Genomic DNA, 13,803 nt, shown 5'->3' with positions numbered 1-13,803 from the left:
AGGGTGAGGAATATGAAAAAAGGAAGCGTCATTATTTTAGCTGTGATTGTCATTATTGCCGCAGCTTTTGCTTTTTCACCTAAGAAAATAACATATCCCGATGAAGTTGCGTTAGGAAAAGAAGTGCTGACAGAGATGTCTCAACGCGATTTAGCCACTGTAGAAACAAGCATTTCCAATGCTCAGAAACGTAAACGAGCAAATAAAAGAGAAGATCTCAATTTTAAGCAAATCTACGAAAATGCGATTATAATGGGGGATTCAATGGCGATGGCGCTTTTAGACTATCAGCTGTTGAATCCAAATCAAGTCGTTAGCAAGAGAGGGCGAACTGTAGGCAATAATGAAGAAGATATCGCTGTTGTAAAAGGATTGAGCCCGCAAACCTTATTCTTGCAGTATGGTTTAAATGATATGCCTGCTTTTCGTGGAAATATCGATGGCTGGATTACCGCTTATGAAGGGATGATTAATGATTTGAAGGAATCCCTGCCGGCAACCGATCTTTATGTGATTGCCATTACTCCGCTGACAAGCAAAGGACAAAGTGTCAACGAATACAACCATCGTTATTTAGAATTTAATGAGGCATTAAAAACAATGTGCGAACGTTTAGAGATTAAGTTTATTGATCCGGGATTCTTGGTGGATCCTAATGATATGGAACAGTATCAGGCAGATGGCATCCATCCGGGATATTCTTATTTCCCTAAATGGTTAAGTTATATGGCAGATGAAGCCGATTTATAGGAGGAGAGCATGAGAAAAGATCGTTTATTCAGTTTGTTTTTAATAGTTGCTGCGGTATTAATGCTTGCTTATCCTTTTCGCTATAAAATCAGTTCCGTAGCAATCGATCAAGTACAGCCGTCTCTTGATTCATATGTGGAATCAGAAAATATATCTTTAGCGTCTTCACGCAGTGTGAATCAGGATTATGGACTGCGTAGTGACGATTATGACGGCATTTTGCTTTATGAATCAAAAGAGTCGACAGAAGTGAATGAAATAATGGTAGTGAAAGTAAAAAACAGCTCTCAAAGAGAAGAAGTAAAAAAGGCAATGGAAAAAAGAATTGAAAAAAGAATAAAAGTATTCGAAGGCTATGGTCCGGATCAAACTGCATTATTAAAAGAAAGCCGTATTCGTGATAAAAAAGGCTATGTAGTTTTAATCATCAGCCCAAATGCTGAAATGATTTGGAAAGACCTAGCAAAGGGAATCTAAATGTCATTTACAAGTTTCACATTTTTATTTATGGTTTTGCCTTTATTTATTCTTTCTTCATTATTTTTATCTGTTAAAAAAAGTAATTGGATACTGCTTTTTGTCAGTTTATTCTTTTACTCTTGGGGAGATCCACACCATTTTTTCTTATTAATTCTTTTAATGATTTATAATTTCGCTTTACTTAGCTTCATGAATAAAAGAACCGGGAAAAGAAGAAAATCCCTTCTTATACAAGGTGTTTTAGTCAATGTATTTCTATTGTTTTATTTTAAATATTATGGCTTTATTTTAAATACTATTGGCAGTATGTTTCATTTTAAAATTCAATTTGAACCGATCCCATTGCCAATAGGAATATCATTTATCACATTTAGTGTCTTATCTGTGTTATTCGATTACTATAAAGACGAAAATCGACCAATGAATGGCTTTTTTGAATATGCGCTATACGTATCCTTCTTTCCTAAGTTATTAATGGGACCGATTGAACGCTTCGAACCCTTTTTTCATCAGATTTATCATCGAAAAGTCAGCTTTCCTAAAGCAAGCGAAGGGATTGAACGTTTTGTTATTGGGCTTTCTAAAAAAGTGCTGCTGGCAGATAGTCTAAGTGTTCTTTACGGATTGGCGATTGCGGAAGGAACAATAAGCTTTTATACAGTGTGGATCGCTGTTGCCGCTTTTACATTGCAGATCTATTTTGATTTTAGCGGTTATACGGACATGGCGTTGGGATTGGCGAAGATTGCCGGCTTTGAGTTGATGGAAAACTTTAATTACCCTTATATTGCTAAAAGTATTTCTGATTTTTGGCGTCGCTGGCATATTTCACTAAGTCAGTGGTTCAGAGATTATATCTATATTCCGCTTGGAGGAAACCGTGTTCCTGTGCCAAGGCATATTCTTAATATTTTAGTTGTTTGGATGACAACTGGTTTATGGCACGGTGCCAGCTGGACCTATATTTTTTGGGGATTTTATTATGGTTTATTGCTGATTATTGAGAAATATGGCATTTCCAAACTAAGATTGCCTCACTGGCTGAAATGGCTCTCTACGTTCTTTTTAGTGATGATTGGCTGGGTGTTCTTCTTTAGTCCGACGATTCAGCAGGCAATCCATTATTTGGGAGCAATGTTTGGAGCAGAGGGCTTTGCTTTGCATCATACACTTTGGTTGATTCAAAATTATGGAATAATCTTACTATTGGGAGCTATCTTCATATTTCCTTTGCCGGGCAAGATTTATCAGCGCATTCATCATGATCCGCAGGGACATTGGATTTGTACCGCTATTTTAGTGCTGCTGTTGTTTCTATGTATTGCAGCCTTGTTAAATTCAACCTATCAGTCATTCTTATATGCTGCATTCTAGGATAAAGGAGGAAAAAAGATGAAATCTAAACAATCCATCATTATTATTATCACTCTAATTTTACTTCTTTGTCCGTTGGCTATTTATTTAGGTAAGCAGAAAACTTTTTCAGAATCGGAGAACCGTGTCCTGCAGACAAGACCGACATTGAACAGTGAGGATTATATAGGCGGAAATTTTCAGTCCAATCAAGATCGCTATCTTTCTGATCAGTTTCCCTTTCGCAACACCTTCGTGACATTGAAGACAAAACTGGATTATTGGTCAGGTAAACGCTATTTTCATAATGTTTACATTGGTAAGAAAAATCAGATGTTTGAAGATTTTACTCCCTTTTCAAACGAACAGATTGAACAGCTTAAAGAGCGTCTGCAAACGTTTTTAGACGGACATCAAGATTTAAATACATCGATGCTGTTGGTACCGAATGCCATCTCTTTACAAAAAGATAACCTGCCTTCACAAGCGAAGCCAATAGATCAGACAGTGATCCTTCAAAACTTTTTAGAAGGATTAAATGTAGATTATGCCCCGGATCTGACAGAACTATTAAAGGAACATGCAAAAGAATATCTTTATTATCGTACTGACCACCATTGGACCAGCTTGAATGCTTATTATGTTTGGCAGGCTTTTGCATCACAAAATGGATTTACTTTGCCTGAGTACACCAATTATTATATTAGTGATGATTTTATCGGTACGCTTGCAAGTAAAAGTGGCTATCCGGTAAGTCAACCGGATCAAATTCAAATATATGTTGGTGATGATCAGACGAATTACACCATATCTTATGTTGAAGAAAAAAAGAAGACTATCAGTTTTTATGATGAAAGTAAATTAACTGCAAAGGATCAATACGCAGTGTTCATGGGCGGAAATTTTGCCCGAGTCGATATTGCCACGGATTCTGAATCAGAACAGCGATTACTCATATTTAAAGATTCTTATGCAAATGCCTTTGTTCCATTTTTAGCCCCTTATTATGAAAAGGTTATTATGATTGACCCTCGCTATTATTTTGGGGATGTCAACCAGTTGATTCAAGATGAAGGGATCACAGATATGTTGTTTTTATATAATGCCAATACATTTTTCAGTGATACTTCTTTAAATGATTATTTGGCACCATAACTTCGGATTTCCGAAGTTTTTTATTATAAGAAAAGTGTACGTCCTTTAAGGAACATGCTAGAATAGGAAGAGAAAGGTTGATTTTATGTCATATGATCTATTAGAAAAACTACAAAAAGAAATTCGTGCCTGTCATGACTGCGAGGAACGGTTTGGCTATTTCCCTCATCCGATTGCTTTTGGTAAAAAGGAAGCCAAGATCATGCAAATTTCTCAGGCACCTTCAAAGTTAGTTCATGAAACCTTGCGTCCTTTTAATGATCCTAGCGGAAAACGTCTGCGTGAGCAATGGTATCAGATCAGTGATGATGTATTTTATGATCCAGCCTGTTTTTATATTACTTCCATCGCTCATTGCTACCCCGGCAAAGCAAAAAACGGGGGAGACCAGAAACCGCCGAAACATTGTGCGGATAAATGGCTGGCAAAAGAAATGGCTTGTGTAGAAAATGAAATCTATATCCTAATTGGACGTTATGCAGCACATTACTTTTTTCCAAAAGAGAATTTTACAAAGATGATTTTTGAAGATCACTGGCTCAATGGAAAGCCGACTTTTATCTTGCCGCATCCCTCTCCATTGAATATGCGCTGGTTTAAGATGTATCCGCAGTTTGAAGCGGAACGAATGCCGAAGATCGCTGAAAGGATTAAAGAAATATTAGAAATTCCGCTTGAATAATATCTGTCTATTATTGAGGAATTATGCTAGAATAAAATGGAATATGAAATAAAGGAGTGAGTCACATGAAAAAAAGAAAGGTGCGACCACAGGCATGGATAGCTTTAATTGTTGTTATTCTCCTTTTTATTGCCGCTGCATTTTTTATTATCCTGAATAAAAAGCCGGCTTTATCCATAGAATTTAAGGAAAATAAGACAACGATTGAATATGGAACAGCAGATGTTAAAGCAGAATCTTTAGTTGCTTCGTTTAACGCAGATGAAGTGATCTATCCTGAAATTGATACCTTGAAAGTGGGACCTCAAAAGATTGAATTTGTTTTAAAATCCAAAGATAAAGAGAAAAAAGTGGAGTATACAGTAGAAATTAAGGATACCCAAAATCCACAGATTACAATGCGTCAGGAAACGGTTGAGATTTCGGTAGGTCAAAGCTATGATTTTGCTGCGAATGTGGAATCTGCCAGTGATGCTGTAGATGGGGCACTGCCGTTTAAAGCAGATCCGAGTAAGGATGAAGTCAATTATTATACAGCAAGCAGCAACGCTGATCTAACGAAAGTCGGAGAATATACAGTTAATGTGGAGGCAGTTGATCAAAATGGGAATCATGCAACTGCTTCGTATACGTTAAAAGTTGTGGAGAGTGATCAGATGACAAACGGCAGCAATGGCAATATCGAACCGACTTACATTAACGGTATTTTGATCGTCAATAAAAAATATGGAATTCCAGCTGATTTTGGCGGATACAATGAAGAAGCATCTACTGCTTTGGAAACTTTACAAGCGGGAGCCAATGCTGCAGGCTATGATATTCCTCTAATCAGCGGATGGCGCAGCTATGATTATCAGGTGGGGCTATATAATGCCTATGTAGAAACAGATGGTCAAGAAGCGGCGGATCGTTATTCGGCACGACCAGGATTTTCTGAACATCAAACCGGGTTATGTTTTGATATCGGTGCAGTGGATGATAATTACGGAACAACACCGGAAGGAAAATGGCTGGCTGCCCATGCTCATGAGTACGGGTTTATCATTCGTTATCCAGAAGGAAAAGAAGCAATTACAGGATATATGTATGAACCATGGCATGTTCGCTATGTGGGGATCGATGCAGCAACAGAAATATACAATAGTCAAACGACCCTTGAGGAGTATTTGGGAGTAAGCGGATAGAACAATGATATCGGATCACTGGGTTCGATATCTTTCATTTTACACATTCAGGAGGAGAAAATGTCACAAAAAACAATAGCGATAAGTAACAGTTCTATTAAAATGATAGCTTGTGTGTTCATGCTGATCGATCATATAGGTGCAATTTTAGTAGAAAGAAAACTTTATCTGCCGATGCAGTTGGGCATTGGTGAAATCAATGAAAGCCTACTGGTGATAGACTTCGTGTTGCGGAGCATTGGGCGCATCGCTTTTCCGCTGTTTTGTTTTTTATTAGTGGAAGGCTTTTATTATACGCACAGCAAACTTAAATACATGCGCAATCTAGGCATCCTTGCTCTATTGTCTGAGATTCCGTTTGATTATGCTTTCTTTGGCGGATGGAATATACGGTATCAAAATGTATTCTTTACGTTATTGATTGGTGTTTTAGCGATGTATGGATTTGACTGGATAAAAGAAAAAGGAAAGACAAATTTTATTCGCTTTATAGGATATTTACTTATTACACTTTTAGCTTGTGGTGGTGTTGCTGCGATTGGCGGAGATTACAGTATTTATGGGATATTATGTATCGTCATCATCTATTTCTTTCGTGAAAAGCCGGTATTATCTGTAGGACTTGCTTGTGCAATTCTGTGTCTGCTTTCGATTACGGAATTACCAGCTTTTTTAGCGATGATTCCAGTTGCTTTATACAATCATCAAAGGGGCTTATCATTAAAATATGCTTTTTATTTGTTTTACCCTCTTCATATTATGCTTTTATACGGAATGTCGTTGATGATTTTCCAACAGAATATAAGGATGGGTTAACTTTATGGAAAAAGAATATTATACGATCGGAGAAGTATCGAAGATTTGCGGAATTCCAATTCGAACATTGCATTACTATGATGCTGTTGATCTTTTGAAGCCTGAGAAAAAAGATGAAGAAACTAACTATCGCTATTATACATCGCATCAGCTACTGCTAATCAATATCATAAGTCAGTTTAAAATTGAAGGTTATTCACTTAAAGAAATAAAGGAAAAGCTGGGTACACATTCCATTTCTTTTAGTGCGGAGACAATTATTAAAAAAAGAGAAGAGGTTCATCAAACGATTCAGCGTTTAATTCAGTTAGAAGAACGTTTGAATAAGGAACTGGAAATTATTCAATATGTCAATGCGCCAATGGATGTTCACCTAAAATTTCTAACAAAGAGAACGATTTTATTCATTCGCAAAAGGGCAGGCGGCACCCCACAAGATTTTATGCTCCGTTTTGCTGAATTGAATCATCTCTTAAAAAAGAAAAGCTTACTGCCCTCGGGTCCGATTAAAGCGATTTATTATGATGATTACCGACAGTATGACTTTCGCAACGCTGACATTGAAGTTGCGGTGGAAATACAGCATGAAGATTCGCAGGACGCCAATATTCGTGAATTTGGCGGAGAATGGGTAGTATCGGCACTCCATCACGGTGCTTATGAAAAAGAACCGCAAACCTACAAAGAGATGCTGGATTGGATGAAGCTAAATGGATATGAAATCAATGGAGCAGCCATTGAAAATTATTTGGTAGACCATTCATTGACATCTAATATTGATGAATTTGTAACGGAATTGATGATTCCTGTAAAAAAGATTTGACTCTACATATACTGTAGGGTTTAAACTTTAAATAAGAAAAGAAAGCAGGGATGAAGGATGAAAATGAAAACATGCATGTTAGTAGTGAAAGATATGGAAAAAGCAAAAGCTTTTTATACAAAGGTGATTGGACTGCGAGCATTGGTAGATTTAGGTGAGCATGTTGTATTAAGCGGCGGCTTAGCATTGCAGACGGAAGAAAGCTGGAAAGGTTTCATCAATCAGGAAGTCACTTATCAGGGAAAGGATACAGAAATTTATTTTGAAGAAGATCAGTTTGATGACTGCTTGGAAAAGCTTCAGGGAATGGATGGAATTCACTATGTACATCCGCTAATGGAATGTGATTGGGGACAGCGGGTTATTCGCTTCTATGATCCGGATGGACATATCATAGAGGTCGGTGAAAATATGAAAACAGTATGCCAGCGATTTGTTGCTATGGGACTAAGTGATGAAGAGATAGCGGAAAGAATGAGTATTCCGTTGCGAGCAGTTAAAAACTATAAACGTTAATGATTATATGGTCAATAAAAGAGAATTGACCATTTTTATGTCTAAGGATGGAAAAACAAGGTAAAATCATGCTAAAATGAAACAAGAGGTGAACGATGATGGATAGATTATTAGATGATGAACCCTTGGCAGCACGATTACGACCGGATACATTAGAAGAATATGTAGGACAAAAACATCTTTTAAACAAAGATGGTATTCTCTATCGCTTGATTGAGAATGACAAAGTTCCTTCGATGATCTTTTGGGGACCGCCGGGGGTGGGGAAAACAACACTGGCTAGAATCATAGCTCATAAAACAGAAGCTCGGTTTATTGATTTTAGTGCAGTCACAAGCGGTATTAAAGAAATCAAGCAAGTGATGGCAGAAGCGGATAAAGAACGCATGTACGGCAGAAAAACTATTGTATTTGTTGATGAAATTCATCGCTTTAATAAAGCACAGCAAGATGCCTTTTTGCCGTTTGTTGAAAAAGGAAGCATTATATTAATTGGGGCAACGACAGAAAACCCCTCATTTGAAGTAAACTCTGCGTTATTATCCCGTTGTAAAGTTTTCGTGTTAAAATCATTGACAACAAAAGATTTGGTGGAGTTATTAAAACAAGCTCTGAAAAGTCCCAAAGGATATGGAAATACAGTAATTGAAGTAACTGATGCTATTTTGAATATGATTGCCGGGTTTGCTAATGGGGATGCTCGTGTTTCTTTAAATACTCTGGAAATGCTTGTTTTAAATGCCGAAAAGAAAGACGATCATTTAATAATCCATGAAAAAAGCGTAGAACAGTGCATTAATCAAAAATCATTGCTTTATGATAAAAATGGAGAAGAACATTATAATATTATTTCTGCTTTACATAAATCCATGCGCAACAGTGATGTGAATGCAGCTATTTATTGGTTAAGCCGAATGCTGGAAGCGGGAGAGGATCCCCTCTATGTAGCAAGGCGATTAATCCGTTTTGCCAGTGAAGATATCGGCATGGCAGATAGCCGGGCTTTAGAGATAACGGTTGCCTGCTACCAAGCTTGTCATTTTAATGGAATGCCGGAATGTAATGTAAATTTAACGCATGCAGTCACCTATCTGTCTTTAGCTCCTAAATCAAACGCTTTATACAAGGCTTATGAAATGGCAAAAAAGGATGCTTTGACAACATTGGCTGAACCAGTACCTTTGATAATTCGTAACGCTCCAACAAAGCTCATGGCAGATCTTGAATATGGGAAAGGGTACCAATATGCTCATGATACTAAAGAAAAGATCACTAATATGGATTGTCTGCCTGAAAAGCTGTTGGATCGCCATTATTATCAGCCTACAATGCAGGGAACAGAAAGTAAAGTGAGTGAACGTTTAAAACAAATAGAAGCATGGAAAAAAGCCCATCGTCAAAAGTAGATTCTAAGAATACTTAGAATCTTTTTGCTTAATAGGCATATCTTGGTAATAGTTGTATTAACGTAACAATGATGTTATAATCAAGGCAATATTAGATGTCGATATTTGTCAATAAGAATAGGGGAAACACTTATGGAAAATAGTATGAGGAAGCAAAAGGAAAAAACGGAAAAGATTTTTGCACAGGGGTTTTGTTATGATAAACTTTTCTTTGTTTTTTTAATTGGCGGTATTGCAGGAACTTATTATGAAGAAATTCTTCATTTTATAAAAGTGCTGATTAAATACGGCAGAGTTGAATGGGTTGCCCGTCAAGGAGTGATCTACGGTCCTTTTAATCCGGTTTATGCGATTGGCTTATTGTTAATGGTGGTCTGTTTGAGCCGTAAACCTAAAAAATGGTATATTACTTTATTTCATGGGGCGTTGATTGGCGGTGGCTTTGAATATCTGCTGAGCTTTTTGCAGGAAAAAGTTGTTGGCAGCACATCATGGGATTATTCCCATCATTTCTTAAACATCAATGGAAGAACTACCTTGCCTTTCATGCTGTTTTGGGGCTTGCTTTCTTTAATCTTCGTTTATTATATTTATCCTCCTTTATCAAGCTGGATTGAGAAGATCCCCTATTCTTTGGGAAAATCACTGACTCTGATTTTATCGATTTTTTTAGTATTTGATATGGCGATATCTTTAGCGGCAGTAGTTAGACAAAATTTAAGACGGAGCAATATTCCGCCATATTCGATAATTGGGCGCTATTGTGACAGTGTGTATCCCGATGAATTTTTAGAACAGGTATTTCCAAATATGGTGTATAAAGACTAACAAGCGAAAGCTTGTTTTTAATATATTTTTATAACAGAGCTTGTCTAGTGTGAATAATAAAAAGATGATCTCATTTACTGAGGTCATCTCATAATTTTTTTGACTAGCTGATATAATTTTTTAGAATAGGGCGGATATAAAGAGACAATATCCTTTTTTAGGAAGCGATGGTGAATGGTCTGCTTATGAGAAAACGTGATAAAACTGTCTTTACCGTGATACTGCCCGATTCCGGAAGTTCCGACTCCGCCAAAAGGAACCTTGTGTGAGATGAGATGGTTGATTGTATCATTGACACACCCGCCGCCAAATGCAATGCGGCATTGCAGATCATGAATATGCTGCGGATCCTTAGAAAAAATATAAAAGGCTAAGGGATTAGGATGCTTTTCAATCTTAGGAACAATTTCAGAAAAATCCCGGTACGTCAGCATAGGTAAAATGGGACCGAAAATTTCTTCTTCCATATAGGCTGATTTATTTCCATCCACAAGTGTCAGTTCAATCTGTAAATGCACTTTATCATAGGCTCCGCCACTGTAAATGATTGAAGTGCTTAGAGGTTGAATCAGACGTTCAAAATGGTGCAGGTTAACGATTTTGGCCATATGTTCCTTAAACATACTGGCATAAACTGACCATGCATCAATAAAAGCTTCTTTTTGACTTTCGTGAATAATAAGGTAGTCAGGAGCAATACAGGTCTGTCCGGCATTCAACGCTTTTCCCCATACGATTTTTTTGGCAGCATCTTCCACATCAGCAGTTTCATCGATCACTACCGGACTTTTCCCGCCTAATTCTAATGTGACTGGAATCAGACGGTCGCCGGCAGCTTTCATGATGCTTTTTCCAACTGGAATGCTTCCGGTAAAGAAAATATGCTGAATAGGGCTGTGTGTCAAAGCAATCGTCACTTCTTTATCTCCGTTAATACAGGTGATATAGCGTTCTTCAAAATTTTCTTGAAGCAGTTTTGCCAATAAATTTGCTGTATGAGGGGTATTTTCAGAAGGCTTTACAATACAGGTGTTTCCCGCCGCAATTGCTCCGATCAAGGGCTCAATCACAAGTTGGAACGGATAGTTAAAGGGACCGATAATCAAGCTGATTCCGTAAGGTACATAGGTGACTGTATCATAACTGCCAAATAAAAAAACAGGAGGTATATGTTTTTTAGGCTTCATCCATCTTTTTAAGTGTTTAAGCGTATAAGTGATGCTGTTTAGGACAAAGCCTATTTCGGTAGAGTATGCTTCGAATGCGGGTTTTCCTAAATCCTGATATAAAGCTTCTTCAATTTTTTCGGTATTCTCAAAAATGGCTTTATACAAAGTCTCTAACTGTTTTTTTCTAAAAAGATAAGACTTCGTTGCCTGAGATTGAAAATATTCTTTTTGTAAAGCAATGATTTTATCGATGTCTTGCATAAGTAAACTCCTTTTTTAATATTATAGCATATCTCATCTATACAATTAAACGAATAAAAGTTATAATAGAGACATGCGAAAGGGAGGATAATATGACAATATTTGACATTACGAATAAATCAAAAGCCTTAGAAAGTTTAGCGACATTCCTTCATAAGGATATTGAAGAGATCAATCGATATATGGAACATCATATTCATGATTATGATGCGGCTAAATTACTTGAAACATTAAATGTTGATCATAGCACACTGCCTTTTGATGCTGTGCAGTTAGTGGGGATGCATGTGACCTCCAACGATGATCAATGTGCCTTTATCAAGCAGCATGGGTTATCTAATTTATATGCCGTATTATCTACTCAAAACAGTTTAACGACTTATTTAAAAGAACATCAGGTTGTATTCGAGCTTTTAGATAAGAAAATCAGCTATCATGGAAAGCGAGAGTCTTTGGAAGAACCAAAATTTCAGCGATTAAAAGAAAAAATCTATGATGATCTGTCTACTCATGTCTATTTACGAGTGGGAGATTTCGGCTATTATTCAGCTAAAAACCAAATTCGTCCGGAGATTCTGACGTTACTGGCAGAAATTTATAATGATGATGATTTGTTGTCTTACTGGGATATTGATCATCAAACATACTTAATTAAGTTTACTGAAGATTTAAGCAATTTCGATTTAGCGAGCTTAGCGCCTTCTCAAAATAGAGAAGATGTTCTCTTACAGCTGGTTTATTATGCAATGGATGTCATTGCTTTAAATGAACATGTAGAATTATGGTGTCAGTTAAAAACCGGGTATCGTGTTCCGCCGCAAAATATTATTGATATTCACGACTTTTACAACAACTAGCTTCTAGTTGTTTTTATTTATAAAAGTCTAAATGAATCTGGAACTGAATCCGCAAGTAAAATATAGATATAAGTGAATGAAGCATGAAAGAATTAGCGGAAGTTAATTTATCAAGGGTGACTTTATTGTTTGAAACGAATATCTATGCAGTACTTGTCTAAAGCGCATCGATACTTTATACTAAAAATATAAACATTAAAACAGGAGGGGTGAAGATGGGGGGGGAGATAAATTTAGAAGGAAAAAGCAGCAGATCGTTATTTATAATTATTTGGAAGAAGAGTTAAACGAATATGAAGCTTATATCGAAAAAGCTTTAGGTGGATATGATGAAGTGTTTCATGAAATCGTATCTCCGGATATTCACTTATATATCATGGTTGTGCCACCAACGAATACACACCCTTACTACAAATTAGTCACGATGGGAATGGGAGCTTATACGATGGCGGTTCCAGAAGATTTAAGGACATCCTCGTTAGAGCATATGGGAAATAATTATTCATAACAAAAAGTCCTACACTTTTGAATTACCGCCAATTTGGGGTGCTTCATTTTAGTAGGATTCTTTCTATTTAGAGAGCTCGTTTTGTAAATTAGAGTAAAGCTGCTTTGTATCCTGAATATTCTTTGCGTTGATGACAACGAATCCCTGTTTTGTTTTAAGAACAATATAATCATGACAGTCAGCATAAGAGTAAAGCATGTAATCACCATATAAGTCATTTCTAAAATGTCCGGCCTGAAGTTTAGCGCTGCCAACACCATTTGTACGTTTGCCTAGAGGGATATTGCTCACGTAATCGATTTCTTCAATGTCTTGAAATTGAACGGTGGTAGATGAAGTAAATGAAGCATCTGCAATCAATGATTGATCATTCACCTTGATCGTGATGCTGCCGGTAAAAAGCATGATTAGGACAGCAGCACAGACAATTGCTGTTATTACAATAGAGGCAATTGTTGAAGCTTTCGAATTTTGTTTAGAAGTCGAGAGAGCTGTCACATCTTTATTTTTACAGATTGTGTTACTTGCGATCAATAAAGCAATAACAACCAAAACAATTCCGACGGGCAATATTTTCATCGCCGCCTCTTCAAAGAAGATACTTAAAAGCAGCAAGAGAGTTATGATGGCAGAGCCAATGCCAAACACCTGATTTAATTTCTTTTCATCATACTGTGTCTTTTCTTCAGCACTGGCAGTGTTATAGCCGGCAATTAAAAAGCCACCTTTGCCAAGTAAAAAAACAATCGTCATGATACCAAAAAGAACCAGCAGAAACCATAATATGAACATAATTCATTCCTCCTATATGATGTAGAACATCAGCTAAGCAAGGCAGCTTCTTATGCCTCACTGTTTTCTATACTATTATTATATACTCAATCCCTGCTTTTGTAATCTAGCAGCGAATACTTCCGAAAGCTTTTTATGTTATCTATCGAAAATAGTATTGTATTATTTTGCCTCATGACGATATCAAAAGAATATTTTATCGAATTTAACAAAATCTTAACAT

15 protein-coding genes are annotated in these 13,803 nt (G+C 36.8%); 13 read left to right on the top strand and 2 right to left on the bottom strand.

The window, feature by feature from the left end; genetic code table 11:
• Positions 1 to 12 precede the first annotated feature (12 nt).
• The 11 genes from ACLRVU_RS02665 (at position 13) to ACLRVU_RS02615 (ending at position 9,993) form a co-directional block, all read left to right on the top strand.
• Positions 13 to 750: an SGNH/GDSL hydrolase family protein gene (locus ACLRVU_RS02665; protein WP_412890567.1), complete on the top strand. Its 738-nt coding sequence runs from the start codon at positions 13 to 15 to the stop codon at positions 748 to 750.
• A gap of 9 nt (positions 751 to 759) precedes the next feature.
• A complete protein-coding gene (locus ACLRVU_RS02660) occupies positions 760 to 1,227 on the top strand; it encodes a DUF4358 domain-containing protein (RefSeq protein ID WP_412890566.1) in 468 nt (155 codons plus the stop codon).
• Positions 1,228 to 2,604 carry an MBOAT family O-acyltransferase gene (locus ACLRVU_RS02655; protein WP_412890565.1) on the top strand — a complete coding sequence of 459 codons (1,377 nt, stop codon included), beginning with the start codon at positions 1,228 to 1,230 and terminating at the stop codon, positions 2,602 to 2,604.
• 18 nt (positions 2,605 to 2,622) lie between these two features.
• The gene (locus ACLRVU_RS02650) at positions 2,623 to 3,738 is read left to right on the top strand and encodes a DHHW family protein (RefSeq protein ID WP_412890564.1); all 1,116 of its coding nucleotides are present in this window, start codon (positions 2,623 to 2,625) and stop codon (positions 3,736 to 3,738) included.
• A gap of 85 nt (positions 3,739 to 3,823) precedes the next feature.
• Positions 3,824 to 4,420 (top strand): uracil-DNA glycosylase family protein, encoded by a 597-nt coding sequence (locus tag ACLRVU_RS02645; RefSeq protein ID WP_412890563.1) that lies wholly within the window; start codon positions 3,824 to 3,826, stop codon positions 4,418 to 4,420.
• Positions 4,421 to 4,485: 65 nt separating this feature from the next.
• Complete coding sequence (locus ACLRVU_RS02640; RefSeq protein ID WP_412890562.1) at positions 4,486 to 5,604, top strand: D-alanyl-D-alanine carboxypeptidase family protein; 1,119 nt, start codon at positions 4,486 to 4,488, stop codon at positions 5,602 to 5,604.
• Positions 5,605 to 5,664: 60 nt separating this feature from the next.
• Entirely contained in the window at positions 5,665 to 6,420 is a 756-nt protein-coding gene (locus ACLRVU_RS02635) for a TraX family protein (protein WP_412890561.1), read from the top strand.
• Between the two features lie 4 nt (positions 6,421 to 6,424).
• Positions 6,425 to 7,243 (top strand): MerR family transcriptional regulator, encoded by an 819-nt coding sequence (locus ACLRVU_RS02630; RefSeq protein ID WP_412890560.1) that lies wholly within the window; start codon positions 6,425 to 6,427, stop codon positions 7,241 to 7,243.
• Between the two features lie 57 nt (positions 7,244 to 7,300).
• Positions 7,301 to 7,759, top strand: a complete 459-nt coding sequence (locus tag ACLRVU_RS02625) for a VOC family protein (protein WP_412890559.1) — start codon at positions 7,301 to 7,303, stop codon at positions 7,757 to 7,759.
• Between the two features lie 98 nt (positions 7,760 to 7,857).
• The gene (locus ACLRVU_RS02620) at positions 7,858 to 9,165 is read left to right on the top strand and encodes a replication-associated recombination protein A (protein WP_412890558.1); all 1,308 of its coding nucleotides are present in this window, start codon (positions 7,858 to 7,860) and stop codon (positions 9,163 to 9,165) included.
• A gap of 132 nt (positions 9,166 to 9,297) precedes the next feature.
• On the top strand, positions 9,298 to 9,993 hold the full coding sequence (locus ACLRVU_RS02615) for a putative ABC transporter permease (protein ID WP_412890557.1): 696 nt from the start codon (positions 9,298 to 9,300) through the stop codon (positions 9,991 to 9,993).
• 83 nt (positions 9,994 to 10,076) lie between these two features.
• On the opposite strand, the gene ACLRVU_RS02610 is transcribed toward ACLRVU_RS02615, so the two are convergent.
• Positions 10,077 to 11,423 (bottom strand): aldehyde dehydrogenase family protein, encoded by a 1,347-nt coding sequence (locus ACLRVU_RS02610; RefSeq protein ID WP_412890556.1) that lies wholly within the window; start codon positions 11,421 to 11,423, stop codon positions 10,077 to 10,079.
• A gap of 92 nt (positions 11,424 to 11,515) precedes the next feature.
• Here ACLRVU_RS02610 and ACLRVU_RS02605 point away from each other — a divergent pair, with 92 nt between their 5' ends.
• A complete protein-coding gene (locus ACLRVU_RS02605; protein ID WP_412890555.1) occupies positions 11,516 to 12,280 on the top strand; it encodes a hypothetical protein in 765 nt (254 codons plus the stop codon).
• A gap of 271 nt (positions 12,281 to 12,551) precedes the next feature.
• On the top strand, positions 12,552 to 12,788 hold the full coding sequence (locus tag ACLRVU_RS02600) for a hypothetical protein (protein WP_412890554.1): 237 nt from the start codon (positions 12,552 to 12,554) through the stop codon (positions 12,786 to 12,788).
• A 63-nt stretch (positions 12,789 to 12,851) separates the two neighbouring features.
• Here ACLRVU_RS02600 and ACLRVU_RS02595 read toward each other — a convergent pair whose 3' ends face one another.
• The gene (locus ACLRVU_RS02595; RefSeq protein ID WP_412890553.1) at positions 12,852 to 13,580 is read right to left on the bottom strand and encodes a DUF3784 domain-containing protein; all 729 of its coding nucleotides are present in this window, start codon (positions 13,578 to 13,580) and stop codon (positions 12,852 to 12,854) included.
• Positions 13,581 to 13,803 lie beyond the last annotated feature (223 nt).

Origin of the sequence: Beduini sp. (assembly GCF_047239305.1) — a bacterium.
Lineage (GTDB): Bacteria > Bacillota_I > Bacilli_A > Erysipelotrichales > Coprobacillaceae > Beduini.
Note: the sequence above shows the minus strand (reverse complement) of the source record. Positions and strands in the feature narration are given on the sequence as shown.

Coding starts and splice junctions, on each gene's coding strand:
- ACLRVU_RS02620 (WP_412890558.1), top strand. CDS start 7,858: ATGGATAGATTATTAGATGATGAACCCTTGGCAGCACGATTACGACCG.
- ACLRVU_RS02650 (WP_412890564.1), top strand. CDS start 2,623: ATGAAATCTAAACAATCCATCATTATTATTATCACTCTAATTTTACTT.
- ACLRVU_RS02610 (WP_412890556.1), bottom strand. CDS start 11,423: ATGCAAGACATCGATAAAATCATTGCTTTACAAAAAGAATATTTTCAA.
- ACLRVU_RS02605 (WP_412890555.1), top strand. CDS start 11,516: ATGACAATATTTGACATTACGAATAAATCAAAAGCCTTAGAAAGTTTA.
- ACLRVU_RS02635 (WP_412890561.1), top strand. CDS start 5,665: ATGTCACAAAAAACAATAGCGATAAGTAACAGTTCTATTAAAATGATA.
- ACLRVU_RS02595 (WP_412890553.1), bottom strand. CDS start 13,580: ATGTTCATATTATGGTTTCTGCTGGTTCTTTTTGGTATCATGACGATT.
- ACLRVU_RS02645 (WP_412890563.1), top strand. CDS start 3,824: ATGTCATATGATCTATTAGAAAAACTACAAAAAGAAATTCGTGCCTGT.
- ACLRVU_RS02660 (WP_412890566.1), top strand. CDS start 760: ATGAGAAAAGATCGTTTATTCAGTTTGTTTTTAATAGTTGCTGCGGTA.
- ACLRVU_RS02640 (WP_412890562.1), top strand. CDS start 4,486: ATGAAAAAAAGAAAGGTGCGACCACAGGCATGGATAGCTTTAATTGTT.
- ACLRVU_RS02665 (WP_412890567.1), top strand. CDS start 13: ATGAAAAAAGGAAGCGTCATTATTTTAGCTGTGATTGTCATTATTGCC.
- ACLRVU_RS02630 (WP_412890560.1), top strand. CDS start 6,425: ATGGAAAAAGAATATTATACGATCGGAGAAGTATCGAAGATTTGCGGA.
- ACLRVU_RS02655 (WP_412890565.1), top strand. CDS start 1,228: ATGTCATTTACAAGTTTCACATTTTTATTTATGGTTTTGCCTTTATTT.
- ACLRVU_RS02615 (WP_412890557.1), top strand. CDS start 9,298: ATGGAAAATAGTATGAGGAAGCAAAAGGAAAAAACGGAAAAGATTTTT.
- ACLRVU_RS02625 (WP_412890559.1), top strand. CDS start 7,301: ATGAAAATGAAAACATGCATGTTAGTAGTGAAAGATATGGAAAAAGCA.